The organism is Flavobacterium artemisiae (assembly GCF_042678225.1).
Classification (GTDB): domain Bacteria; phylum Bacteroidota; class Bacteroidia; order Flavobacteriales; family Flavobacteriaceae; genus Flavobacterium; species Flavobacterium artemisiae.
Genome location: NZ_JBHUDZ010000003.1, coordinates 15,374 through 40,473, shown reverse-complemented (window position 1 = coordinate 40,473; position 25,100 = coordinate 15,374). Strand labels below are relative to the sequence as shown.

The window sequence follows — 25,100 nt, the reverse complement described above, 5'->3', positions numbered from 1 at the left end:
AACTTCTAAAAATTATATCTTTTCAATTTATAAAAAATTTGCCCAGATAATATATAGAAAAAGAGGTATTAGTATTAATTTAAAATAGATTCTTTTATGTTTTATGTTTTTTGAATAAACTGAAATACACACTAAATATATTATTGTGAGTACGCTTATAAATATTGGATAAAGAAAAGTCAGATAACCTGAAAAACAGGCTCTAATGGATGTCGAGTTTGTGTAATGAGAAAACAAATCTGAAAAAAGACAGTAATAGTAAAAGCTGAAAAAAAAGACTTTAAATAATCCTTTTATGATTTTTGTGCTTTCATCAATAAATTTCCCAAAATCGAAAGTTAATTTATCCTGCATATTCTTATTTTTCATCTTCTGGAAAAGTATCATGATATTTAAATGCAGCGTTCATATCAAATACCAATGTTGTATCTTTTTTAAAGATTTTTACAAATCTTGAATTTGCCTTTTTTACTAATGAATCTCCTATCTCAGTTTTTTCCCAAATAAAAGAATATCCATAAACTCCGCTTGAATCCTTCAATTTAAATGTGTGAGACATATGGTTGTGTTTATCTAAATATTTTTTTACAATTATTCCAGAAAAATTTTCTTTAAACATATTTTTATAAACTTCTTTACTAATTCTGGATTCGTTTGAAAAATAGGCGCAAGTACTTACCGTTATTGCAAAACCCAACATTAGAAAGAAGCCTTGATATAAAGGATTCAATTTTCTAAATTCAAAGTTAGAAAGGTCATCTAAAAACTTTTCAAAAGAATTCATTTGAAATATATTCTGATTTCAACAATCCAAAATAAACCGAGTTCTGCAGTTCACCATCACCATTTCTAAATTCATCTCGTAAAATTCCTTCTTGTTTAAAATTATGTTTCAACGCTATGCGCTGACTTGCCAGATTAATCTCAGAAGTACAGATGAAAACCTTATTCATCAATAATTCATTAAAACAGAAATTAAGTGCTTCAGAAACCATTTTCGATGTTATTCCCTTTCCTTGGTAATCTTCGTCAATAAAATAGCCTAATTCGCATTTAGAAATACGATAATCAATTGTTTTTACACACAAATAACCAATCAGTTCGTTTGTTTCTATATTTCTGGCATAAAAGAAAAAGCTTTCTTTGTTTTTCTCTTTATCAAGATTAAATGCTAGAAAATCTTTCGCTTTCGCTAAAGAATCAGAATTGGCAAGCGTTACAGGAAAAGTTTTCGCAATATGATTTGTATTCTTTTCAATAAGTTTATAAAACTCTTCAGGAAGAATAGTTTCAATTCGGTCTGTTTTCCAATCTGTAAAACTCATTTTATTTGTTTTTAAGAGATGAAATTTTCGAATTTATTCCGAAAGAAAAAACTTTGCTCTCGGCTTGAATGTATTGATAAACAGCCAAAGCTTTATCTTCAAAATTATAGTTTTCAGCTTTTGAAAATTCAATTAAAATATCAGCAAACAGTTCTAATTGTTCCCAGTCAAAATGAAGATTATTCAATAATGTAATTAAATCTTGATTAGAATAATCAACTAAAGTTTCGATGTTTAAGCCGAATTCTTTTAATTGATTTTCAATTTCAGATTTTTGTAAAGCATTCAAAGGATAAGGTACATAAACAAGAGTTCGTAACGTCTTAAGAACGTTATCAATTCTTATTTTTTCTTCGTCTCTTAGGCCTTTGTTGAGCATATTGTTTTTCGTTATCCTGCAAGGTTTCCAAAAACCTTGTAGGTATTACTTTTAAGTTGCTTTACCCTTAGTAATGGAAAATTATATCTACAAGGTTTTGGAAAACCTCGCAGGAAGACAAATCTCATTACTCAAAAGTGTAAATCTCGTTTAAAAGATTATTCTTTTGATTATGACAAAAGATAAAGTTTTCCAAGTCTCCAAATAGACTTATAGTTTCATCCCTTTCTATTCTTGTTTCTTTATCAGATAAATAAGCTTGGAATGATGAAAATTTAAAGTTTTTGAAATCTAAATCAAAATGATGTTTTGGATTCAGATGAACATAAATAATCAATTGTTTTAAATAATTTTCATCTTTTAGTTTTATTCTCTTAAAATGTTTTTCAAATAAACTTCCTGTTCTATTTATCTGTTTATTGAATGCTTTTGCATACGAATTAAACAAATTTGAGAATCCCTGAGTAACTTCTTTTTCTTCAGCTTTTAGACGAATAACCAAATGAAAATGGTTGTTCATCAAACAATAAGCAAAAATTGAAATTTTATTTTCTGTATATTTTGCTAATTGCTTTAAGAAGTAAAGTTTGTTAGAATCATTCTCAAAAATAGTTGTTCCGTTAATTCCGCGATTGTAGATATGATAATAATAATCTTTCTCTAAAACTTCTAATTTCATATGACTTCTCATTTTCTGCAAGGTTTTAAAACCTTGTAGATCTTCTACATATTTGCTAATCCGATTTTACAATTTATACCTACAAGGTTTTGAAAACCTTGCAGGAATGCTAAACTTCACCGGAATACTAATTCCCGTATTCCTTCACCGCGTCAATAAACGCTTTTGCGTGATCTACAGGGATATTTGGTAAAATACCGTGGCCTAAATTTACGATATATTTGTCTTTTCCGAATTCATCAATCATTTGATGAACCATTTTCTTGATGGTTGGAATTGGAGATAATAATCTTGAAGGATCGAAATTTCCTTGTAAAGTGATGTTTCCACCAGACAAATAACGAGCATTTCTAGCCGAACAAGTCCAGTCTACTCCTAATGCAGACGCACGGCTTTTACCCATGTCGCCAAGTGCAAACCAGCATCCTTTTCCGAAAACAATTACCGGAGTAATATCAGCCAAGGCGTCAACAATCTGATTGATGTATTTCCACGAAAATTCCTGATAATCAACTGGAGAAAGCATTCCTCCCCAAGAATCAAAAATCTGAACGGCATTTACGCCCGATTTTACTTTTTCTTTTAAGTATAAAATAGTCGTATCGGTGATTTTCTGTAATAAAGTATGTGCTGCAGCTGGGTTTGAAAAACAGAATCCTTTTGCAGTATCAAAACTTTTAGAGCCTTTTCCTTCAACAGCATAACAGAAAATTGTCCAAGGCGAACCAGCGAAACCAATTAACGGCACCTCATCGTTCAACATTTCTTTTGTCAGTTTTACTGCGTCGAAAACGTAGCCTAAAGTTTCATTTACATCTGGAACAAATACTTTGTGAACATCTGCTAAAGAACGAATTGGGTTCGGGATTATCGGACCTAAATTGTCTTTCAATTCTACATGAATTCCCATTGCGCGTGGTACAACCAAAATGTCTGAGAATAAAATCGCCGCATCTGGAGCAATTCTGCGGATTGGCTGAACTGTGATTTCAGCAGCTAATTCTGGAGTTTCGCAACGTGTAAAAAAATCATATTTATCACGAAGTTCTCTAAATTCTGGCAAATATCTTCCCGCTTGACGCATCATCCATACTGGCGGACGCTGAACTGTTTCTCCTTTTAATGCTTTTAAAAATAGGTCGTTTTTTAACATGAGTTTTTATATTTTAGTTGCAAAGTCACAAACCGACAGAGTTGCAAAGGTTTTTATTTATATTCGTGAATTACATCTTCGATCACATCCTCAATTGTAGGTTGATCTGCGACGATAATGTTTTTTGTGATTTTTACTAAAGCTTCTGCAGTGGTATCTCCAATGCAGAAACAGATTTGTTTATTTATGGTATTGTGTTTCAAATAACTTTTAACGCCAGACGGACTAAAAAACAAAATCGCTTCTGGATTTGCTTTTATTTTCTGAGGTTGCAAAGTAGTTTCGTAAACCTCAATTTCATTGAATTTAATTCCGTTTTCTTTTAAAGCTTCTGGCAGAGTATCTCTTCTCATATTTCCGCTGAAAAAAGTATAACTCTCATTTCTGTAAATCAAAGTAATAATTTCAGCTAAATCAGAAGCATAACCTGTGTAAGCAATAACATTGAAACCATTTTCTTCTAAAAGACTTTTAGTTTTTAATCCAACGCAATACACATTTTTCTTTTTCAGCTCTTCTGATTCCGGATGCGATAAAACACTGTGAACGGCATTCTGACTTGTGAAAATGAGACTTTCGTTGAGGTCTTTTAATTCGAAAGGTTTGTTTTCGGTTTTAATGAAATCGGCTTCGATTAACTCAACGCCATATTTCATCAGCTCTTGCTTGTGAAGGGGAGCTAATATTTTTGTAGAAACTATTTGAACTGGTTTCGCCATTATTTTTTCAAAGATTCTTTAATAGACTGCATCAATTCGGTTCCGCCGTTATTCAAAATTTCTTGAGCCGAGTTGAAACCTAATTTTTTCCATTCTGAAATATCAACCGTTTTATCGATTTCCAGTTTTTGTTTTCCGTCAATAGAAAGTAAAACGCCTTGAAAATGCAACGTGTCTTCGTCTTCATTATAACGAACCAAAGCTCCGATTGGTGCTGTACATCCGCCTTCCAAAGTTCTTAAAAACTGACGTTCGATATGTGTACAAATTTCAGTTTCGATATGATTTAATTGCGAAAGTGCATCTAACGTATAATTATCATTTTCCATTGCCACAACTAACATTGCTCCTTGCGCCGGCGCCGGAATCATCCAATCTAAATTAATAAAATTTTCAGGTTTCAGATTAATTCTTTCCAAACCAGCAGCAGCGAAAACAGCTCCGTTCCAGTCGTTATCTTGTAACTTCTGCATACGCGTATTTACATTTCCGCGTAAATCAACCACCGTATGATTCGGATATTTATTAAACCATTGTGCCTGGCGACGTAAACTTCCCGTCGCGATGGTACTTGGATTTGTAAAATCAGGATTTCCTTTATGAACTAAAATGTCCAAAACATTGGCTCTCTCTAAAACCGCCGCCTGAACAATTCCTTTTGGCAAAGCAGTTGGAACATCTTTCATAGAATGCACGGCAATATCAATATCGCCATTAATCATGGCAATATCTAAAGTTTTGGTAAAGATTCCCGTAATACCAAGTTCATAAAGTGGTTTGTCCAGAATAATATCACCTTGAGATTTTACAGCAACAATTGAGGTTTTATACCCCAAATCGTTTAGTTGTTTCTCAACAGTATGTGCCTGCCAAAGTGCTAATTCGCTGTCGCGCGTTCCTATCCTGATTGTTTTTTCAGCCATGTTTTGTTTTTTGAACCATATAAGTTATATAAGTAAATTTAAGCGGTTTAAGTAAAACACATTTTAAATAATCTGATACAACTTTGTTTTGTTTTTTGAACCATATAAGTCATATAAGTAAATTTAAGTGGTTTGCACATGGCATTTTTAAATGAACTTATATGACTTATATGGTTTAAACTAAGATGCTTTTATTTTGAAGACTTTTTCGATCCATTCGATGCTTTCATCTACCATGGTGTTGTCGTCTTTTAAATGATTTGCAAAATGAGTAGTGATTTTCTGGATGATTCTGTTACTGATGATTTCTGCTTGTTCTTCATTGAAATCAGTAATTTTTTTACTTTGAAAATCCAGTTCCGAAATTTTGATTGCATTTAGTTTTTCTTTTAACGCATTGATGGTAGGAGCAAATTTTCTGCCTTTCATCCAAGTAGTGAATTCTTCCTTAACTTCTTCAATAATCGCTTCAGCTGCTGGAATGTGTAATTTTCTGTTTTCCAAAGTTTCATCTGTCAACTGAGACAAATAATCCATGTGGATTAAAGTTACGCCTTCTAATTCCTCAACATTTTCATTCACGTTTTTCGGAATAGACAAATCCAAAATCAACAACGGCTTTTTAAGATTTAAAATCGCTTTATCAACTGTTGGATTTTGCGCGCCTGTTGCAACAACAACAACATCCGCTTTTTGAAGTTCTAAGTGTAATTCAGAATAATCTTTAACAATCAGATTTAGTTTTCCAGCTAGTTTTTCAGCCTTATCTTTGGTTCTGTTGATTAAAGTAATATGTTCGTTTTTAGTATGTTTTACTAGATTTTCGCAAGTATTTCTGCCGATTTTCCCAGTACCGAATAACAAAATGTTTTTGTTGCTGATATCGTCCACATTTTTAAGAATGTATTGAACCGATGCAAAAGAAACCGAAGTAGCACCAGAACTAATTTCTGTCTCCGTTTTGATTCTTTTACTTGCTTGGATAACTGCATTTACCAATCTTTCTGTAAAAGCATTGGCTAAGCCCATTGATTTTGAGTGCGAAAAACTCGTTTTAATTTGAGAGATGATTTCGAAATCGCCTAAAATCTGGCTGTCTAAACCAGTTCCTACGCGAAACATATGGTTAATAGCTTCTTGATTTTTGTAAACAAATCCAACTTTTTGGAATGAATCTACAGATCCGTTACTATTATCGCAAATAAGTTTTATTAATTGAAAAGGGTGCTCAGCAAAACCGTAGATTTCGGTTCTGTTGCAAGTTGAAGTGACAATTAAACTTTCTATTCCTTCGCTTTTAGCCTGCTCCAGCAAACGCGTTTTCGCCACTGCATCCAAACTAAATTGACCTCTTACCTCAGCATCCGCTTTTTTGTAACTCAGGCCAACTGAGTAAAAATAAAGGTGTTTCGGTACGTTATTGTTTTCCATAAATTCACTTTCTAAAAAGTGCAACAAAATTATTACTATACCATTGATAAAAATAACGCTAAAAGTACTTTTTATGTCGCTGTATGTTTTTTTGATCCTAAATAGGTGTTTTTGAGTAAAAAAGGCTACTTTTGTAGCAAAATCAACTCCTTCGAAGTGATTAGTTTAGAGTCATTCTAAATAATATTTCAACTTTGATTTGATTTTCGTTTCTAAAAAATATCGCTATGGGTTCTCAAGAAATTATAAAAATTGAAGACGACTTTACGCTGATCCGTTTTCAAAACGACGGTTCCGAACCATTTTTTGCTCAGCACGAAATTGTAGGTACTGGTCTGATACAGTTTCACTTCGGCATAAAAGGCAATGCCAAATTCCTGTTTAATCAGGGAACTTATGCCTTGGAATTGAAAGAAGAGAAATCGCTTCTTTTATACAATCCGCAGAAAGAATTACCGCTTCATTTAGAACTCGCTCCAAACTCATGGGCGATCTCAGTAATTGTTTCGATCAAGAAATTTCACGCGTTATTTTCGGCGGAAGCCAATTATATTACCTTTCTAAGTCCGGACAATAAAGATAAGAAGTATTATAACGAAGGAAATATCAGTCCGTCGATGGCGATTGTGCTGAGTCAGTTGTTTCATTACAATCTTCATCCGTCCATAAAAAACCTTTATTATAAAGGAAAAGGTTATGAATTGCTGAGTTTGTATTTCAACAGAACCGAAGATCCAAATGCAGAACAATGTCCCTTCTTAATTGACGAAGACAATGTTTTGAAAATCAGAAAAGCGAAAGAAATTGTAATCGCCAATATGGCCGAACCACCAGGATTACAAGAGCTCGCTGACGAAATTGGTTTGAATTTAAAAAAGCTGAAAATGGGCTTCAAACAAATTTACGGCGACACGGTTTATGGTTTCCTTTTTGATTATAAAATGGATTTCGCTAGAAAACTTCTGGACAGCGGCTCTTATAATGTAAATGAAGTTGGGCTGAAAATCGGTTACAGCACTGGAAGCCACTTCATAGCTGCATTCAAAAAGAAATTCGGAACTACACCTAAAAAGTATTTGATGTCGATTAATGCGAATGTTTAAGTTTAAAACACGGATTTCACAAATTAACACAAATTAGAATTTGCTAAATCTGCTTTAATCTATAATCTCGATAGCTATCGGGAGCGTGAAAATTTTCACTAACTATTTAAAATCAATTTTGAATATTCAACAATAAATAAAAAGTAACAATTATCATATTTCCAATAAAGTACAGTACTTACTTTTGCCGAAAATTTAAAAACAAAATAAAATGCTTAAAGCCTAGAGCTTAAAGCAAAAGCAAAAAAAACAATAATGAAAGGCGTATTATTAGTAAATTTAGGTTCTCCAGAAAGTCCAACACCAAAAGATGTAAAACCTTATTTAGATGAATTTTTAATGGATAAATACGTGATCGATGTTCCGTATTTGTTGAGAGCATTATTAGTTCGCGGTATTATTTTGAGAAAAAGACCAGAAGAATCAGCGCATGCGTATGCAAAAATATGGTGGGATGAAGGTTCGCCTTTGGTAGTGCTTTCTGAAAGAATGCAGAAAAAAGTACAGCCTTTAGTAAATGTTCCTGTTGCACTTGCAATGCGTTATGGAAGCATGACTATCGAAAAAGGACTTCAGGAATTAAAAGACAAAGGCGTTACTGAAGTTTTGCTTTTTCCGTTGTATCCTCAATATGCAATGGCTTCAACGTTGACGATTTTAGTTAAAGCTGAGGAAATTCGTAAAAAGAAATTTCCAGAAATGACTTTTACAGATGTTCCAGCATTTTACAACAAACCAGATTATATTAAGAATCTGGCAGATTCTATCAAAAAACATTTAGCTGGATTTGATTATGATCATTTATTGTTTTCTTATCATGGAATTCCAGAGCGTCATATCCGCAAAACTGATGTAACAAAATCACATTGTAAAATAGACGGTTCTTGTTGCAACACGCCTTCGCCGGCGCACGATTTCTGCTATCGTCACCAATGTTATGAAACTACAAGACAAGTTATAAAACTATTAGACATTCCTCAAGACAAATACAGCCTTACTTTTCAATCAAGATTAGCGGGCGATAAATGGCTGGAACCTTATACTGATGTTGAAATTGACAATATGCCTGCTAAAGGAATTAAAAAGCTGGCTGTTGTGACTCCTGCTTTCGTATCAGATTGTCTTGAAACTTTAGAAGAAATCGCAATGCGTGCCAAAGAAGATTTCGAAGCAAAAGGCGGAGAAGAGTTTTTAGCAATTCCATGTTTGAATGATGACGACGAATGGTGTGAAACTGTTTCGAACTGGATTAATGACTGGGCTAAATAATATTTGTTTCAAGTTTCATGTTCCAAGTTAGCCAACTTCATGAAAACCTGAAACTTGAAACCTGAAACAAAACAAACAAAAATGGAGTATTATAATTACTTAAAATCACTGCATCTTATATTTGTAATAACTTGGTTTGCGGGTTTATTTTATATTGTGCGTTTGTTTGTCTATCAAATAGAAGCCAATGAAAAACCTTCTCCTGAAAAGGAAATCTTGCAGGCACAATACAAAATTATGGCCTACCGTTTGTGGTACATTATTACATGGCCATCGGCGGTTTTGGCGAGTATTTTTGCTTTTTGGATGCTGTTTTTTACAGAAGCTGGTCATATTTGGATAAAAATGCCGTGGATGCATGTAAAATTATGCTTCGTTTTCCTGCTGTATTTGTATCACGGAAAATGCCATCAGATTTTTAAACAATTACAAAACGACGAAGTAAAATATACCAACAACTTTATGCGTTTATGGAACGAAGGCGCAACGATTATTTTGTTTGCTGTGGTTTTTTTAGTAGTTTTAAAAAGCGCCATCAACTGGATTTTCGGCGTAATCGGAATTATTTTATTCTCAGTTTTAATTATGCTGGGCTTTAGATTTTACAAACGAATTCGAGAAAAAAAATAAAAAAGGTTTCCACGAATTTCACAAATTGACACTAATTTTATAGTTGCCACAGATTAAAGAATTTCAAATGATTTTTTATAAAATCCGAATAATCCTTTTAATCTGTGGCAAAAAAATATCAAAAATAATTCGTGGCAATTCGTGTAATTCGTGGCAAAAAATAAAAAACAAATGCTGAACAACTTCAAAATGTCAATGCTTTCGCTTCGTACCAGGATTTTCCTGTCGATGATTGTATTGATTGTTGTGGCATCTTTTTTATTGGCTTCCATTTCGATTATTCAGTTTAAGACGGAGGCCAAAGAATATCATCAGGAACGTTTAGAACGAAAAGAAAATGCAGTAAAAGAACATATCAATTATGTTCTGGCAACAACGACTTATCCGCTGAAAACCCAAAATCTGGATTTGATTTTTAAAGATAAAATCCACGAACTGGCGCAGATTCACAAAATTGAAATCAACATTTTCAGCCTTGACGGAAAACTTTTGAAATCTTCCAAAGAATCTTTTGCAGTTGATAAAGTCGCTCCGCCAATTCCAGAATATATTCTAAAACTCGTTCGTTCTTCAATCGAAAAACGTTTTGTAGACATTAAAACAATAGACGGTGTCAAAAACCGCTCTTCCTACAGTTTAATAAAAGACGAAAAATTCAAACCACTCGGAATCCTGAATCTTCCGTATTTAGAAGACGACGGTTATTACGACAACGAGCTGAATACTTTCCTAATTCGTTTGAGTCAGGTGTATTCTTTTATGCTGATAGTGGCTTTCGCGTTAGCCTATTTCCTTTCGACTTACATCACAAAATCGCTTAAAACTATTTCCGATCGTTTGGAAGAAACCAATCTGGATCAGAAAAACGAGAAAATTGTTTTGGAAGCTAATAGTAAAGAAGTCAACTTCCTGATCAAAGCCTACAATGGAATGGTTGACAAATTGGAAAGCAGTGCGATCAAATTAGCGCAAAGTGAACGTGAAGAAGCTTGGCGCGAAATGGCAAAACAAGTCGCACATGAAATCAAAAATCCGTTGACGCCGATGCGTTTAACAGTTCAGAGTTTTCAGCGAAAGTTTGATCCAAATGATCCAAATGTTAAGCAGAAAATGAATGATTACTCCGAAACCTTAATTCAGCAGATCGACACGATGACTTCTGTCGCTTCAGCCTTTTCGAACTTTGCTTCGATGCCGGCGCAGCAGAATGAAACGCTGAATGTTGTTGAGGTTGTCGAATTGGCGTTGGATATTTTCAACGAAGATTATATTGTTTTTGAAAAAGAAGAAGAAGAAATTATTTCCAAAATGGACCGTACACAATTAATTCGTGTGATTACCAATTTGGTTAAAAATGCTACGCAGGCAATTCCAGAAAGTCAGTTTCAGAAATCCATTGTGGTTACGGTAAAACGAAGAAATAACAATGTTGAAATCGCCGTAAAAGACAACGGAATCGGAATTCAGAAACAAGATATCAGCCGAATCTTCGAACCAAAATTTACCACGAAAACCAGTGGTATGGGACTGGGACTTGGAATTATCAAAAACATCATAGAAAATTACAAAGGAACAATTACCTTTGAGTCAACTTACGGAAAAGGAACCACTTTTAGAGTTTCTTTGCCAATAACCAACTCTTAAAATTAGTGTTATGAGCTACGAAAATATTTTAGTTTCGATCGAAGAAAGAATCGCAACGATTACCATAAACAGACCCGCAAAATTAAATGCTTTAAACAAAGCTACAATCGGCGATTTAAGCAAAGCTGTTTCGGCTTTGGGAAGCGATGAAAATGTTCGTGTAATCATTATAACCGGAACAGGCGAAAAGGCTTTTGTTGCTGGAGCCGATATTTCGGAATTTGCAAATTATAATGTTGTCGAAGGAGCACAATTAGCAGCAGAAGGACAAGAAGCGTTATTCGACTTTATAGAAAACCTAAGAAAACCTGTAATTGCTGCCGTTAATGGTTTTGCTCTTGGCGGAGGTTTAGAATTGGCTATGGCGTGTCATTTCAGAGTAGCTTCAGACAATGCAAAAATGGGATTACCAGAAGTAACTTTAGGATTAATTCCTGGTTATGGAGGAACACAGCGTTTGCCACAATTGGTTGGAAAAGGCCGTGCAATGGAAATGATTATGACTGCTGCAATGATTTCTGCAGAAGAAGCAGAAAAATACGGTTTAGTAAATCACGTAGTTTCGCAGACAGAACTTTTATCTTTTACAACTGTAATTGCTCAAAAAATAATCAAAAATGCTCCATTTGCGATTGGAAAAGCAATAAAATCAATCAACGCCAACTTTAAAGACGGCAAAAACGGATTTGAAACTGAAATAAAATCTTTCGGAGAATGCTTCGGAACAGCTGATTTTAAAGAAGGAACAACTGCATTTTTAGAAAAAAGAAAAGCAGAATTTACAGGAAAATAAAATTATACCGCAAAGCCGCACAAAGATTTCACAGAGATTCGCAAAGAATTTAAATCTTAGAGGCTTAGAACCTCTGCGCCTTTGAACCTAAAAGAAAAAAAATGTACGAACCAATATTTGCCCTTTTCTGTGAACGAGTTAAAGAAAGTATCCAGTCTGGAACTTTCGCCAAATTAACTCTGGCCAAAACAATGGGTGATACCGACTTAAAAAATGTTTATTTCCGTTTGGTTTTAAACGAAGACAATACGTATTCTATTTCGCTTACTTTTCGTTATAAAACAGAAGAAATTGAAAGCATTCATACTTTAGAGGAAGCGTTATTGATTTTGGGTTCACACATTAAAAAACCGTTTTTAACCGCGCTTTTATTTACAACAAATGATGATGTAACTTTCAAAGTAAATAAAAAGAATGCCGGAAGTATTATCGAACAACCTCCAACATTTAAAAACGCATCGCCTGTAATGTTGGAAATGATTGAAAAAGGAATCGTTTAGATAAAGATAAAACAATAAAAAAATCCCAAAACTACTCAAAAATTGAAGTTTTGGGATTTTTTTTGTGAATCTCTGTGAAGCCTCTTGGCAAATCTCTGCGAAATAAGCTTTAAACCAGCTTTACAAACAAATTAGAAGCGATTTTATTCGAAATAGATAATTCCCTTCCATCGACTTTAATTTTAACCGATAAATCAAAAGATTCGCGAGAAAGGAATTCAATTTTAGAACCTAAAGCGATTTCTTGTTTATCCAGATATTTCAAAAACTCTGAAGAAGTATCTTTTACACCCACACAAACTCCAATCTGACTTTCGTTTAATTCAGAAAGCAGTTGTTTTTCGATCTTAACAATACGACCGTTTGCATCGGGAATTGGGTCTCCGTGCGGATCTTCAGTTGGATTGCCAAGAAAATCATCCAAACGATTAATCAATTGTTCGGATTTGATGTGTTCCAATTGTTCCGCGATATCGTGAACCTCATCCCAGCTGAAGTTTAGTTTTTCAACCAAAAACACTTCCCACAAACGATGTTTCCTCACAATCATTTTAGCTGCAAGTTTTCCGTTTTCTGTTAACGAAACACCTTGATACTTTTTGTAATTCACCAAATCCTTTTCAGAAAGCTTTTTAAGCATATCCGTTACCGATGAAGCTTTTGTTTCCATCATTTCCGCAATCGCATTGGTACTCACTTCCGAATCGGCGGTTGCCGTCAGATGATATATAGATTTTAAGTAGTTTTCTTCTGAGAAAGTCATTTTATTTTTAAGCTTCTAAGCCTCTGAGTTTCTAAGCTCCTAAGCTCAAAGATTGGAAATCTCAGAAGCTTAGCATCTTAGCAACTTAGAAGCTTTTTATTTAACAATCAACAAAGGTATCGAAATTTTATGTCTCAATTTATCTACCGTTGTGCCAAAAAGAATATCTTTTAATCCAGTGTGGCCGTGGGTTCCCATAACGAGAATATCAAAATTGCCTCCGTTTATGATTTCTGGAATTATCTTGTTTGGTTTCCCAAAACCGAGTTCGGTTTCGATCTTGAAACCTTTTTCAGTCAGCATATCTTTATACTGCAGTAAAAGCTTTTCGTCAATTGTGGTTTCGTGATCATGCGTGTGGATTCCGTACATCAAAGCGCCGACAGTTTCTACTACGTGAATTAACGTATAATTTGTTGTTGCACCGCCCAATTCAAACGCCTTGTTTAAAGCTGCTTCATCTGCATTAGAAAAATCAACAGAAATCGCTATGTTTTGAATGGTCTGACTTTCTCTCGGAGAAAAACGAAGCTGTAAATTATGCGGCGAATGATTAATCGTTTTTAATTTTGCTTTGGCAATAAAGGGTTTAAAAACGATATAAAGCAACAATCCTAAAAAGCCAAAAGCCAGCGGAACTACTGTAAACCAAAGAAGTGCAGGATGATTAGAAGTTTCAAGCCATGAAGTGATTTCATCATAAACTAATTTTGCATTCAACGAAACAATGATCAAGGCGATAATCCAAGAAACTACCTGAGTGGTTTTTGAAATATGAAACCCATTCATTTTTGATTTATCACTCACAAAATGAATCAGCGGAATTATGGCAAATCCCAACTGCAGACTCAAAATAACCTGACTTAAAATCAATAATTTTCCTGTAACGTCTTCTCCATAAATGTAAATTACAATTAACGCCGGAACAATTGCAATTAGACGGGTTATGATACGACGCACCCAAGGCTGAATTCTTAAATGCAGATAACCTTCCATTACGATTTGTCCCGCCAACGTTCCGGTTACAGTTGAACTTTGTCCGGCAGCAATCAAAGCTACAGCAAATAAAATGGGCGCCCATTTATTTCCTAAAAGCGGTTCCAAGAATCTGTGAGCATCCTGAATTTCGGCTACCTCAAACATTCCGTTTTTATGAAAAGTCGCTGCAGCAAGAATCAATATAGCCGCATTTACAAAAAAGGCAAGGTTTAGAGCAATGGTCGAATCGATAAAGTTGTATTTTAAAGCCTGTTTGATTCCAGCAGGTGTACGATCAAATTTTCGGGTCTGCACCAAAGAGGAATGCAGATAAAGATTGTGCGGCATAACCGTTGCTCCAATAATTCCGATAGCAATATACAAAGCGGCAGAATTTGGAATTGAAGGAACCAATCCGCCAATGATTTTATGGATTTCAGGTTCTGCAAAAATCATTTCGAAAATGAAAGAGAAACCAATAATCGCCACTAAAGCAATGATGAAAGCCTCCATTTTTCGAATTCCTTTATTAATTAAAAACAAAAGAATAAAAGTATCCAGAACAGTAATCAAAACACCTTCGAGAAGCGGAATACCGAATAAAAGATTAATACCAATTGCCATTCCGAGTACTTCTGCCAAATCGCAGGCTGCAATCGCAATTTCGGCAAGGAAATATAAAATGTAGTTAATGTATTTGGAATAGGTTTCTCGAGAAGCCTGCGCTAAGTCACGCTGTGTTACAATTCCTAGTCTTGCACTTAAACTCTGCAAAAGCAAAGCCATCAAGTTACTCATCAATAAAACCCAGACAAGCGTATATCCAAATTGGCTTCCTCCTGCAATATCGGTGGCCCAGTTTCCTGGATCCATATAACCAACGCTGACTAAATATGCTGGGCCTAAAAAGGCTAAAATTTTCCTGAATCCTGTTTTTTTGTTTTCTGTAGAGACAGATTCGTGTACCTCTTCTAAAGATTTACCCATTGTAAAAGTATTGTTTTCACAAATATATAGAAAAATTATATTCGCGAAACAATATTTTTAGACGAGTCTAAATGTTAAATGTTAGAATTTAAACATTTCGGACATAATCCCGAAAGTGTAAAGTTGATCTCATTTACTTTGTAATTATGAGGCATAATATAACTTGGTTTTACACTTTCTAGACAAGTAATTTCATGACAACTTTCACAGCTGAAATGAGCATGATTATGTATGTGCACACGTTGATGTGAATGATTGCATTTTGCATATTTTACCGTTCCGTCAAGATTCGAAATTTTATGAACAATATCTTCGTTTACGAGACGATCCAAGATTCTATAAATAGTAACGCGATCACAGACATCATTCAACTGTTTTTGAATTTCGGTGTGAGACAACGCAGTTTTAGATTTATCAAAAACCTCTAAAACGGCCGTCCTTGCTGTAGTGTTACGTGTAGTTTTCATTTTATTTTGAATTAAAAAATTAACGCAACAATGTTGCAATTGATTTTATTATGTATATTTGCAACAAAATTGCATTAAACAAATCTACAGATAATGAAGAAAATAACCTCATCCTTTTACGATATTTTAGGAATTTCAAGCGCTACGATTTGTCTTGTACATTGTTTGATTTTTCCTCTTTTAACAATTCTTCCGTTAGGCTTAAGTCATAATCCAATTATCGATTTACTATTTGCTTCGATAGGCTTATTTGCTGTTTTCAAAATTACGAAAAAATCAAGTCTTTTGGTTTCTTCAATTTTGATAGTTTCAATGGGATTAATCTGGATTAGTATTTTGATCGATCTTTTTTTAGAAATACATCTTGACCTGATTTATTTTGGAGGAATTGGAATGATTATCGGGCATTTGATTAATTACAAATTACACAGAAAACAAAATCATTAAAAGCACTAATTATGGAACAAAAGAATTTTGACGTGGTTATCATTGGCGGAAGCTACAGCGGATTATCTGCCGGAATGAGTTTAGGACGTTCCCTTCGTCAGGTTTTGATTATTGACAGCGGTCTGCCGTGTAACAAACAGACACCGCATTCTCATAATTTTATTACACAAGATGGTGAAAAGCCCGCTGTTATTTCGGCGAAAGCTAAACTTCAAGTAGAATTCTATAAAACCGTTCAATTTTATAACGGACTTGCAGTAAAAGCGCTCAAAACAGAAAAAGGTTTTGAAATCACAACCGAATCTGGAGATGTATTTACAGCTCGAAAAGTATTATTTGCAACGGGAGTTAAAGATATTCTACCCGAAATAAAAGGTTTTGCAGCATGTTGGGGAATTTCGGTTTTACATTGTCCATATTGTCATGGCTATGAAGTTAAAAACGAAAAAACCGCGATTGTTGCCAATGGCGAAATGGGATTTGAATTTGCAAAATTGATTTCGAATTGGACAAAAGATTTAAGATTGTGTACCAATGGAAAATCGGAACTGACTTTGGAACAAACCGAAATCCTGAAGAAAAATGGTGTTCTAATTTTAGAAGAAGAAATAGATGCTTTCGAACATAATGAGGGTTATGTTTCGAATATTGTTTTTAAGAATGGAGATAAAGTTGAAGTAAAAGCAGTTTACGCCAGAATTCCGTTTGAGCAGCATTGTCCGCTTCCAAAAGATTTAGGATGTGAAATAAATGAGCAAGGTTATTTGAAAGTTGATTTTATGCAGAAAACAACCGTTCCTGGCATTTTCGGAAGTGGCGATGCTACAACACAAATGCGCTCGGTAGCATTGGCGGTTTCATCGGGATCTTTTGCTGGAGCGGTTATTAACAAAGAACTGATTGACGAAGATTTTTTATAATTGAATTGCCCCAAGCTTTAGCTAGGGGATTAAGATTTAATGAGGCAAGGGCTTCAGACAAAATATACAGGTTTGGCTAAAGCCCTTTCTCATCATTTATATTTTCATCTAGCTAAAGCTAGACGCAATTCATTTTTTTTAACGGATTGAAATTGAAATGTTTTAAAAATTTCATTTAAGAATAATCATTTGTCAAATTTAATTTTTAGATTTGTCTAAATTTAATTTTAAAAGAATGAAATATTTATTTTTGACAATATTAATACTCATTACTAAAAACATTTACTCACAAAACATTTCTGGAAAAGTGGAATCAATAACTCCTACTATTCAAGAAATTAAAGTCTCTTTATTAAATACTAACTTTAAAACACAAACCGATTCTTTAGGTTTTTATAAATTGGAAAATATTCCGAAAGGAAATTATAAAATCGTTGTGACCTCGACTGGATTCAAAACTATAACCCAAAGAATTTCAGTAGAAAATGAAAATTTAAATCTTGATTTTGAATTACAGGAAGACAACAACGAATTAAACGAAGTCGTAGTTTCTGGAACTTTAAAACCTGTAAAACGATTAGAAAGTGCGGTTCCGGTTGAGGTTTACTCTCCAACCTTTTTCAAGAAAAACCCAACGCCGAGTATCTATGATGCGCTTCAGAATATAAACGGAGTCCGTCCACAGTTGAATTGCGGTGTCTGTAACACTGGCGATATTCACATAAACGGATTAGAAGGCCCGTACACTTTGGTCATGATTGATGGAATGCCGATTGTAAGCAGTCTTTCGACAGTTTACGGATTATCTGGGATTCCGAATTCTTTGGTTGAAAGAATTGAAATTGTAAAAGGTCCCGCTTCGTCTCTTTACGGGAGTGAAGCTGTCGGCGGTTTAATCAATATTATTACTAAAAACCCAACCAATGCGCCGACTTTTTCTGCGGATTATTTTACTACTTCTTATTTTGAAAGCAATCTTGATTTGGGTGCGAAGTTTAATGTCGGCAAAAAAGCAACATCTCTTATTGGTGTAAACTACTTTAATTACGATCAGGTTATTGATAAAGACCACGATAATTTTACCGATGTTACGCTTTCTGAACGTATTTCGGTTTTTAATAAATGGAGTTTTCAAAGAAATCACAATCGTCTTTTTACGATTGCAGCACGCGGAATGTACGAAGATCGTTGGGGCGGAGACATTCGCTGGGAAAAGAAATACCGTGGCGGAGATGAAATATACGGTGAAAGCATTTATACCAAAAGAGCAGAATTAATTGGAAGTTATCAATTGCCTTTTGAAGAAAAGCTAATACTTTCTTTTTCTGGAAATGTTCATTATCAGGACAGCCGTTATGGAACAACTTCTTATATAGCGAATCAGAAAATTGGATTTTTGCAATTGACTTGGGATAAAAAAATTGGCAGAAACGATCTTTTAGCCGGAATCGCCAGCCGATATACCTACTATGATGATAATACGCCCGCAACACAAGAAGCTGAAAACACCTGGCTTCCCGGGATTTTTGTTCAGGACGAAATTACGTTTTCTCCAAAAAGTCAGGTTTTGTTAGGAATGCGATATGATTATAATTCCATTCATGGATCTATTTTCACTCCAAGATTTGCCTATAGATTTAAAGCCAATGAAAATACGATTTTCCGTTTAAATGTGGGAACTGGATTTCGTGTCGTGAATTTGTTTACAGAAGATCATGCCGCACTTACGGGTTCACGAGATGTTGTAATTGCGAACAATCTAAATCCAGAGAAATCGGTAAATGTGAATTTGAATTACATTCAAAAGATTAATTTCGGAAACGGTACTTTTATGGGAATCGAAACAACTGCTTTTTATACCAGATTCAGCAATAAAATTATTTCAGATTATGAATCAGATCCAAATAAAATCATTTACGACAATATTGATGGTTATGCGATAAGCCAGGGAATCAGTACGAATATCGATTTGAATTTTCCGTCGGGATTAAAATTCATTGTAGGCGCAACAGTTTTAGATAACAAAAATGTTCAAGACGGAATTTCAGAAAGACCTTTTTTAACTGAAAATTTTACAGGAACGTGGAGTATTTCGTATAAAATCCAGCCTTGGGATTTATCTTTAGATTATACAGGAAATGTTTATAGTCCGATGAATCTGCCATTGCTGAGTGAAACCGATCCGAGAAGTCCGAAATCACCTTGGTATAGTATTCAGAACATTCAGTTTACGTATTCTGGCTGGAAGGGTTTTGAAGTTTACGGCGGAATCAAAAATCTGTTGAACTTTACTCCTAAACAAAATAATCCGTTTTTGATTTCTAGAACGAATGATCCTTTTGATAAAAATGTACAATATGATTCGGCTGGAAAAGTATTGGTAACACCAGATAATCCATACGGATTGACATTTGATACCACTTATGTTTATGGGCAGAACCAAACTATTCGTGGATTTTTGGGATTGCGATATACTTTTAGGTAAAGATTTTTTTGCCACGAATTACACAAATTTCACTAATTAATTTGTGTGAATTGGTGTAATTCGTGGCAAAAAAAAAAAACAGCAACAAAATGAAAAAACTATTTTTACTTATTCTTTTCTTCGGAATAACTTCAACGGGATTCTGCCAGTTAAAAAGCAGGCCTTTTGAAGAAGTAGACAGTTTACAGCAAATCCAAAAACGAAAAACAATCATTTTCATTCACACAGATTGGTGTCAGTTTTGCCAGCGAATGAAAGCGACGACTTTTAAGAATGAGGAAATTATAGACAAACTAAACTCTGATTTTTACTTTATTGATTTTAATGCCGAAGAAAAACGAGATATTACTTTTCAAAACCAAACATTCAAATTCAAACCAACGGGAAATAATGTCGGCGTTCATGAACTGGCTTTACAGTTGGGAACGATCAATAAACAAATCACTTATCCCGTTTTGTGTGTTTTGAATGAAAAGAATGAGATTATTTTTCAATACAATTTTTATCTCAGCCAAAAGGATTTTAAACAGCTTTTGGAGAAACTGAAAGAATAAAATTCCTATTTTTGAGAATGAATTCTTCGCAAATCCCACATTACGATTACATTTTTACAGGAACCGGTCTGGCATCTTTAATGACGGTTTACAAAATGATTTTGTCTGGAAAATTCACTGATAAATCCATTTTACTACTCGATCAAGATGTGAAGAAAACCAATGACAGAACATGGTGTTTTTGGCAAAAAGAAAAATCAGTTTGGGATACGGTTATTTATAAAAAATGGGATTCGGCTTTGTTTGCCAATAAAGATTTTAAACGAAATCTTGAAATAAATCCATATACCTACAATAAAATCAACGGATTAGATTTCTATACTTTTATTTTTGATGAAATCTCTAAACATTCCAATATTACTTTTTTAAATGAAAAAGTAACTGACATTAACGAACTCGAAACGCATGTTTTTGTTGGGACCGAAGAAAACCGATATACTTGTAATTTTCTCTTCAACAGCATTTATACCAAGGCTTTCGCCGAAAGGCAAACTCAATATCCAGTTTTGCAACAGCATTTTGTGGGCTGGTTTGTAAAAACGAAAAAAGAAGTTTTCAATCCCGAAGAAGCCACTTTTATGGATTTTTCGGTAGAGCAAAAGGGAAATACAAGGTTTATGTATGTTTTGCCGACTTCTAAAACTGAAGCTTTGATAGAATATACTTTGTTTTCAGAAAAACTGCTTCCAATTGAAGAATATGAAAATGAAATCAAGCTTTATCTTCAAAAACTAGGAACATCTCAATTTCAAATACTTGAAAAAGAACAAGGAAGTATTCCAATGACTTGTTTTCCTTTTTGGAAAAGGAATACCAATCGTGTTTTGAATATTGGTACGGCCGGCGGATGGACAAAAGCAAGTACGGGTTATACTTTTAAAAATTCGGATAAAAAATCTTCCGAATTAGTTGATTTTATTGAAAATACAGAGTCGCTTAGTATGACAGCGTTTCATAAGAGAACCCGATTTTGGTTTTATGATTTACTGCTTTTGGATATTCTCTATCGTCATAACGAATTGGGAAGTTCGATTTTTTCTTCCTTATTCAAAAAAGGAAATCCGAAACTGATTTTTAAGTTTTTAGATGAAGAAACCACCTTTGTTGAAGATGTTAAAGTTATTTTAAAGTGTCCCAAAATTCCATTTTTAAAAGCGTTATTTAGAGTGATTTTTCTTTCAATATAAACTCCAAAAGTTAGACGAGGCAATTTCAATTTTTGATAAAGCACTAAAAATATATCCACAATTTTCTGATGCAAAGTTTTATAAGGGAATCTGCTGGTATAAAAAAGGCAGGTCAAAAGAAGAGATTATGGCTTTAATAAATGAAGGAAAAGAAGATACCAAAAAAGGATTTACCATCAATGAAGACAACACAGTTTATGAAACTTATCCGTATCAAAAGAGACTAAGGTAAATTACGATCGAACTATAACAAAACTTTATACTTCAAATTAATTAGTTGCGAGTAAACTTTGTAACTTTGCAGTTCAAAAGTAAAATTTAAAAACATAGAATATGTATCCACTAGACATGGTAAAACCAATGGAGGCTGAATTAACAGCTGCTGGTTTTCAAGATTTACATAGTGCTGAGGCTGTTGAGAATGCTATCAAAGCTGAAGGTACCACTTTAGTTGTTGTTAACTCTGTTTGCGGGTGTGCTGCTAGAAATGCGCGTCCGGGAGCAAAAATGAGTTTGGATAATGCTAAAAAACCAGATCACTTAATCACTGTTTTTGCAGGGGTTGACAAAGAAGCTGTTGATGCTGCAAGACAACACATGTTTCCTTTTCCTCCATCATCGCCATCTATGGCTTTGTTCAAAAACGGAGAATTGGTTCACATGTTAGAGCGTCACCACATCGAAGGACGTCCAGCTGAATTAATTGCTGAGAACTTACAAGATGCTTTTAACGAGTATTGCTAATTTTTAAGCTTCTAAGGTGCTGAGATACTGAGTTTCTAAGATTTAATTTAGCGACAGAGGATCAAAGTAACAAAGAGACAAAGATTTTGAAAAGCACCTTTTTAGGTGCTTTTTCTGTTTTACCCTATAATGATATAATTAAGACTTTTCAGGGCAATACATTTTTATGATAGAATTTAATTTTACTCAATTTTAAATTCCTTTATTATGTCTGAGCTAGAAAAAATTGAAATTATAAGAGACAATAGAGTAACTAGATTGTTATGGTTTTCTGTTGGATTTATCTGCGCCTTTATTATTAGCTTTTTAGCGTTCCATCTAAAGATTTCTTAAAACTACAAAAAACGCATGATTCCTAATCTTTTTTACTTCACACCCTCCCACTCTGCGTAAAACTGTGCTAGAAAACTTTCCATAAAACGATGTCTTTCTGCAGCGATTTCTTTTCCTTTTTCGGTATTCATTTTATCTTTTAGAAGTAAAAGCTTTTCGTAGAAATGATTTATTGTTGGAGCATTATTCTTTTTATACTCTTCTTTTGTCATATTAGTTACAGGAGCAATTTCCGGATTATATAAAGCTCTGTTCTTAAATCCGCCATAATTAAAAGCTCTTGCAACTCCAATTGCACCAATTGCATCTAAACGATCGGCATCTTGCACAATATCCAATTCGACCGAAGAGAACTTTCTTTCGAAATTTCCGCCTTTATAAGAGATATTTTCGATGATATTCACAACGTGGGCAATTATCTCCTCAGAAACGTTTTCTGCCTCTAAAAATACTCTAGCCGTTTTTGGGCCAATTGTTTCGTCACCATTATGAAATTTACTATCTGCAATATCATGCAGCAAAGCTCCTAATTGCACAACAGTTTCATCACAATTTGTATCTTTTGCAATTAAAAGCGCATTTTTATAAACACGTTCGATATGAAACCAATCATGTCCGCCTTCGGCATCATTTAATTTTTCTTTTACAAAAACAATCGTTTTATTAATTAGTTCCATATTCATATAAAGCTTCAAATTACATTATAAAAAATGTTGATTGTCAAAGATTTAAAAACTTCAACAATCAACAAATATATTTTAATTTCATATTAAAGCAACAAAGTTGCTTTTGTGAAAATCTTAAATTTCAAAGTCTGAAATCTGCATTCTAAAATCTAAAATTTCTAAAGTCTCGCTGGTTCAACCCATTTAAAGATGTGAGATTCTTGTGGAATTACAATTCTTTCAGAAATTTTTGCCATACGCGCTGGCAGTTTCATTAAGTAATCACGTGCTTTTTCTGCTTCGTCAGTCAAATTCGAAATTTTGTCAATTTCCCATTTGTTGATTAATTTCTGCATGATATCTACATAATCTGAAGCAGTGTAAACACCGATACGCTGTGCAGAATCTGAGAATTGTTCAAAAGCTGTACTGATTTTTTGCCCAGATTCTCTCAAGAAGTGCGCCGGCATAACGATTTTTTGTTTCATCATGTATTGAAACGCCAACATCATTTCGCTAGGATCTACTTGGAAAATTCTGGTTACAAATTCGCTGTATGCATGATGGTGACGCATTTCGTCCCCTGCAATCATTTTACACATTTTAGACAACTTGTTATCACCAAATTTCTTTGCAATCTGTGATACTCTGTTATGCGAAACATAAGTTGCTAATTCCTGAAAACTAGTGTATACAAAGTTTTTGTACGGGTCAGTTCCAGTTCCAATATCAAAACCGTCGTTGATCAAGTGCTGTGTTGTCATTTCGATTTCACGCATATTCACACGACCAGACAAATACAAGTATTTATTCAAAAGATCTCCGTGACGGTTTTCTTCTCCGGTCCATTGACGGATCCATTTAGACCAACCGTTTCCACCATTTTCTACTTGGTCAACACCTTCTACATCCATTAACCAAGACTCATATGTAGGCAAAGCTTCTTCGGTAATTGTATCACCAACAAGCGTAACCCAGAAATCGTATGGAAGTTCTTTAGCAATTTCGCGTAATTCTTTTACCTCTTCAAAGAAATTTTCTCCTTGCGAATTAGGTAAGAAATCTGTCGGCTGCCAAATTTTTTCCACCGGAATTAAATACTGTTCAACGAAGCTATCCACGTTTTTTTCCAAAAACTGCATTACTTCTAATCTAATGTTTTTTATAGACATTACTTATTTTAAATTTGGGTTTTACGTTTTAGCTCGGACTAAAACTTAAACCTGTTTATACTCATTTATTCCTTCTTTAACTGCTTTTTCAGCAATCTCCATCAACTCTTCAAACTTATAGTCTTTTACAGCCAAAGCTTTGTGAGCTGTAAATCTTAAGTGATTTCCTAAACCAACAGGAAAAAAACCAAACTTTACCATTTTCCAAGAATTGTTAATACTTACAGGCACAACATACGCAGAAGGCGCATATTTGCATAAAATTTTTAAACCGCTTTGCGCAAATTCTTTAGGTACACCCGTTTTACTTCTTGTCCCTTCTGGGAAAATAACGGCAGATCTTTTGTTTTTTTCGATATATTCAGACAAGCCCTTGATAACTGGTATCGCTTGTTTAGGGTCTTTTCGGTCAATTAAGACAGATCCTCCGTGTTTCAAATTATACGAAACACTTGGAATTCCGCTTCCTAATTCCTTCTTACTTACAAATTTACAATGAAAACGTCTAAAATACCAAATCATTGTAACGATATCATACATACTTTGGTGATTGGCAACAAAAATGATTGGAGCTCCTTTCGGAATAGTATCTACATTTTCGATTGTGTATCTAGTTCCAACAAGCCTTGTACAGGTTAAAAGGCAGAAATTTAGATAATCAACACTTTTTTTGTGAGCCTGGTAACCAAATACATTTAAACAAATCCACTGAATTGGATGAAAAACAGCCAAACACAAACCAAATAATAAATAATAAATTACCGATATGGGATAAGAAATAATTTTTTCCATGCTTCAAAAATTAATGCGCAAAAGTAGTAAATATATTTTTAGACTTATTAAAATTGAA

General features: G+C 34.1%; 26 protein-coding genes. 12 read left to right on the top strand and 14 right to left on the bottom strand.

The genetic code is table 11. The features are described 5' to 3' along the window. Positions 1-358 precede the first annotated feature (358 nt). From ACFSC2_RS04380 to hemA, 8 genes are all read right to left on the bottom strand, one after another. Positions 359-784: a hypothetical protein gene (locus ACFSC2_RS04380; protein ID WP_379817629.1), complete on the bottom strand. Its 426-nt coding sequence runs from the start codon at positions 782-784 to the stop codon at positions 359-361. Continuing rightward, complete coding sequence (locus tag ACFSC2_RS04375) at positions 771-1,325, bottom strand: GNAT family N-acetyltransferase (RefSeq protein ID WP_379817630.1); 555 nt, start codon at positions 1,323-1,325, stop codon at positions 771-773. The genes ACFSC2_RS04380 and ACFSC2_RS04375 overlap by 14 nt, the downstream gene beginning before the upstream one ends. 1 nt (position 1,326) lies before the next feature. Next, the gene (locus tag ACFSC2_RS04370; protein WP_379817631.1) at positions 1,327-1,704 is read right to left on the bottom strand and encodes a hypothetical protein; all 378 of its coding nucleotides are present in this window, start codon (positions 1,702-1,704) and stop codon (positions 1,327-1,329) included. A 127-nt stretch (positions 1,705-1,831) separates the two neighbouring features. Continuing rightward, complete coding sequence (locus tag ACFSC2_RS04365) at positions 1,832-2,395, bottom strand: transposase (RefSeq protein ID WP_379817632.1); 564 nt, start codon at positions 2,393-2,395, stop codon at positions 1,832-1,834. A gap of 115 nt (positions 2,396-2,510) precedes the next feature. Next, positions 2,511-3,536: a uroporphyrinogen decarboxylase gene (gene hemE / locus ACFSC2_RS04360; protein ID WP_379817633.1), complete on the bottom strand. Its 1,026-nt coding sequence runs from the start codon at positions 3,534-3,536 to the stop codon at positions 2,511-2,513. Positions 3,537-3,589: 53 nt separating this feature from the next. Further along, positions 3,590-4,255 (bottom strand): uroporphyrinogen-III synthase, encoded by a 666-nt coding sequence (locus ACFSC2_RS04355; RefSeq protein ID WP_379817634.1) that lies wholly within the window; start codon positions 4,253-4,255, stop codon positions 3,590-3,592. After that, positions 4,255-5,178, bottom strand: a complete 924-nt coding sequence (hemC, locus tag ACFSC2_RS04350) for a hydroxymethylbilane synthase (protein WP_379817635.1) — start codon at positions 5,176-5,178, stop codon at positions 4,255-4,257. The genes ACFSC2_RS04355 and hemC overlap by 1 nt, the downstream gene beginning before the upstream one ends. A gap of 180 nt (positions 5,179-5,358) precedes the next feature. Continuing rightward, positions 5,359-6,609: a glutamyl-tRNA reductase gene (gene hemA, locus ACFSC2_RS04345; RefSeq protein WP_379817636.1), complete on the bottom strand. Its 1,251-nt coding sequence runs from the start codon at positions 6,607-6,609 to the stop codon at positions 5,359-5,361. A 227-nt stretch (positions 6,610-6,836) separates the two neighbouring features. On the opposite strand from hemA, the gene ACFSC2_RS04340 reads away from it, so the two are divergent. The 6 genes from ACFSC2_RS04340 (at position 6,837) to ACFSC2_RS04315 (ending at position 12,548) form a co-directional block, all read left to right on the top strand. Next, positions 6,837-7,712 (top strand): AraC family transcriptional regulator, encoded by an 876-nt coding sequence (locus ACFSC2_RS04340; protein WP_379817637.1) that lies wholly within the window; start codon positions 6,837-6,839, stop codon positions 7,710-7,712. A gap of 255 nt (positions 7,713-7,967) precedes the next feature. Further along, on the top strand, positions 7,968-8,981 hold the full coding sequence (gene hemH / locus ACFSC2_RS04335; RefSeq protein WP_379817638.1) for a ferrochelatase: 1,014 nt from the start codon (positions 7,968-7,970) through the stop codon (positions 8,979-8,981). Positions 8,982-9,062: 81 nt separating this feature from the next. Next, a complete protein-coding gene (locus ACFSC2_RS04330) occupies positions 9,063-9,611 on the top strand; it encodes a CopD family protein (protein ID WP_379817639.1) in 549 nt (182 codons plus the stop codon). 228 nt (positions 9,612-9,839) lie between these two features. Beyond that, positions 9,840-11,255, top strand: a complete 1,416-nt coding sequence (locus ACFSC2_RS04325; protein WP_379817690.1) for a sensor histidine kinase — start codon at positions 9,840-9,842, stop codon at positions 11,253-11,255. Positions 11,256-11,265: 10 nt separating this feature from the next. Next, positions 11,266-12,048 carry an enoyl-CoA hydratase/isomerase family protein gene (locus tag ACFSC2_RS04320; RefSeq protein ID WP_379817640.1) on the top strand — a complete coding sequence of 261 codons (783 nt, stop codon included), beginning with the start codon at positions 11,266-11,268 and terminating at the stop codon, positions 12,046-12,048. A 101-nt stretch (positions 12,049-12,149) separates the two neighbouring features. Next, positions 12,150-12,548 carry a hypothetical protein gene (locus ACFSC2_RS04315; protein WP_379817641.1) on the top strand — a complete coding sequence of 133 codons (399 nt, stop codon included), beginning with the start codon at positions 12,150-12,152 and terminating at the stop codon, positions 12,546-12,548. 109 nt (positions 12,549-12,657) lie between these two features. Here ACFSC2_RS04315 and ACFSC2_RS04310 read toward each other — a convergent pair whose 3' ends face one another. From ACFSC2_RS04310 to ACFSC2_RS04300, 3 genes are all read right to left on the bottom strand, one after another. After that, on the bottom strand, positions 12,658-13,311 hold the full coding sequence (locus ACFSC2_RS04310; RefSeq protein WP_379817642.1) for a metal-dependent transcriptional regulator: 654 nt from the start codon (positions 13,309-13,311) through the stop codon (positions 12,658-12,660). A 96-nt stretch (positions 13,312-13,407) separates the two neighbouring features. Continuing rightward, the gene (locus ACFSC2_RS04305; protein ID WP_379817643.1) at positions 13,408-15,276 is read right to left on the bottom strand and encodes an Nramp family divalent metal transporter; all 1,869 of its coding nucleotides are present in this window, start codon (positions 15,274-15,276) and stop codon (positions 13,408-13,410) included. Positions 15,277-15,350: 74 nt separating this feature from the next. Further along, a complete protein-coding gene (locus ACFSC2_RS04300) occupies positions 15,351-15,743 on the bottom strand; it encodes a Fur family transcriptional regulator (protein ID WP_379817644.1) in 393 nt (130 codons plus the stop codon). 93 nt (positions 15,744-15,836) lie between these two features. On the opposite strand from ACFSC2_RS04300, the gene ACFSC2_RS04295 reads away from it, so the two are divergent. The 6 genes from ACFSC2_RS04295 to ACFSC2_RS04270 all read left to right on the top strand — a co-directional run bounded on the left by ACFSC2_RS04295 (position 15,837) and on the right by ACFSC2_RS04270 (position 22,080). Next, positions 15,837-16,190: a MerC domain-containing protein gene (locus tag ACFSC2_RS04295; RefSeq protein ID WP_379817646.1), complete on the top strand. Its 354-nt coding sequence runs from the start codon at positions 15,837-15,839 to the stop codon at positions 16,188-16,190. An 11-nt stretch (positions 16,191-16,201) separates the two neighbouring features. After that, the gene (locus tag ACFSC2_RS04290; RefSeq protein WP_379817648.1) at positions 16,202-17,110 is read left to right on the top strand and encodes an NAD(P)/FAD-dependent oxidoreductase; all 909 of its coding nucleotides are present in this window, start codon (positions 16,202-16,204) and stop codon (positions 17,108-17,110) included. Positions 17,111-17,345: 235 nt separating this feature from the next. Beyond that, positions 17,346-19,595 (top strand): TonB-dependent receptor, encoded by a 2,250-nt coding sequence (locus ACFSC2_RS04285; protein ID WP_379817650.1) that lies wholly within the window; start codon positions 17,346-17,348, stop codon positions 19,593-19,595. 89 nt (positions 19,596-19,684) lie between these two features. Continuing rightward, positions 19,685-20,149, top strand: coding sequence for a thioredoxin family protein (locus ACFSC2_RS04280; RefSeq protein WP_379817652.1), 465 nt, complete (start codon positions 19,685-19,687; stop codon positions 20,147-20,149). A 17-nt stretch (positions 20,150-20,166) separates the two neighbouring features. Then, the gene (locus ACFSC2_RS04275) at positions 20,167-21,336 is read left to right on the top strand and encodes a lycopene cyclase family protein (RefSeq protein WP_379817654.1); all 1,170 of its coding nucleotides are present in this window, start codon (positions 20,167-20,169) and stop codon (positions 21,334-21,336) included. 333 nt (positions 21,337-21,669) lie between these two features. Then, positions 21,670-22,080: a BrxA/BrxB family bacilliredoxin gene (locus tag ACFSC2_RS04270; RefSeq protein WP_379817656.1), complete on the top strand. Its 411-nt coding sequence runs from the start codon at positions 21,670-21,672 to the stop codon at positions 22,078-22,080. A gap of 365 nt (positions 22,081-22,445) precedes the next feature. On the opposite strand, the gene ACFSC2_RS04265 is transcribed toward ACFSC2_RS04270, so the two are convergent. The 3 genes from ACFSC2_RS04265 to ACFSC2_RS04255 form a co-directional block, all read right to left on the bottom strand. Beyond that, a complete protein-coding gene (locus ACFSC2_RS04265) occupies positions 22,446-23,090 on the bottom strand; it encodes an HD domain-containing protein (protein ID WP_379817658.1) in 645 nt (214 codons plus the stop codon). Between the two features lie 167 nt (positions 23,091-23,257). Beyond that, entirely contained in the window at positions 23,258-24,250 is a 993-nt protein-coding gene (locus ACFSC2_RS04260) for an acyl-ACP desaturase (RefSeq protein ID WP_379817660.1), read from the bottom strand. A gap of 45 nt (positions 24,251-24,295) precedes the next feature. Continuing rightward, a complete protein-coding gene (locus ACFSC2_RS04255; RefSeq protein ID WP_379817662.1) occupies positions 24,296-25,042 on the bottom strand; it encodes a lysophospholipid acyltransferase family protein in 747 nt (248 codons plus the stop codon). Between the last annotated feature and the right edge of the window lie 58 nt (positions 25,043-25,100).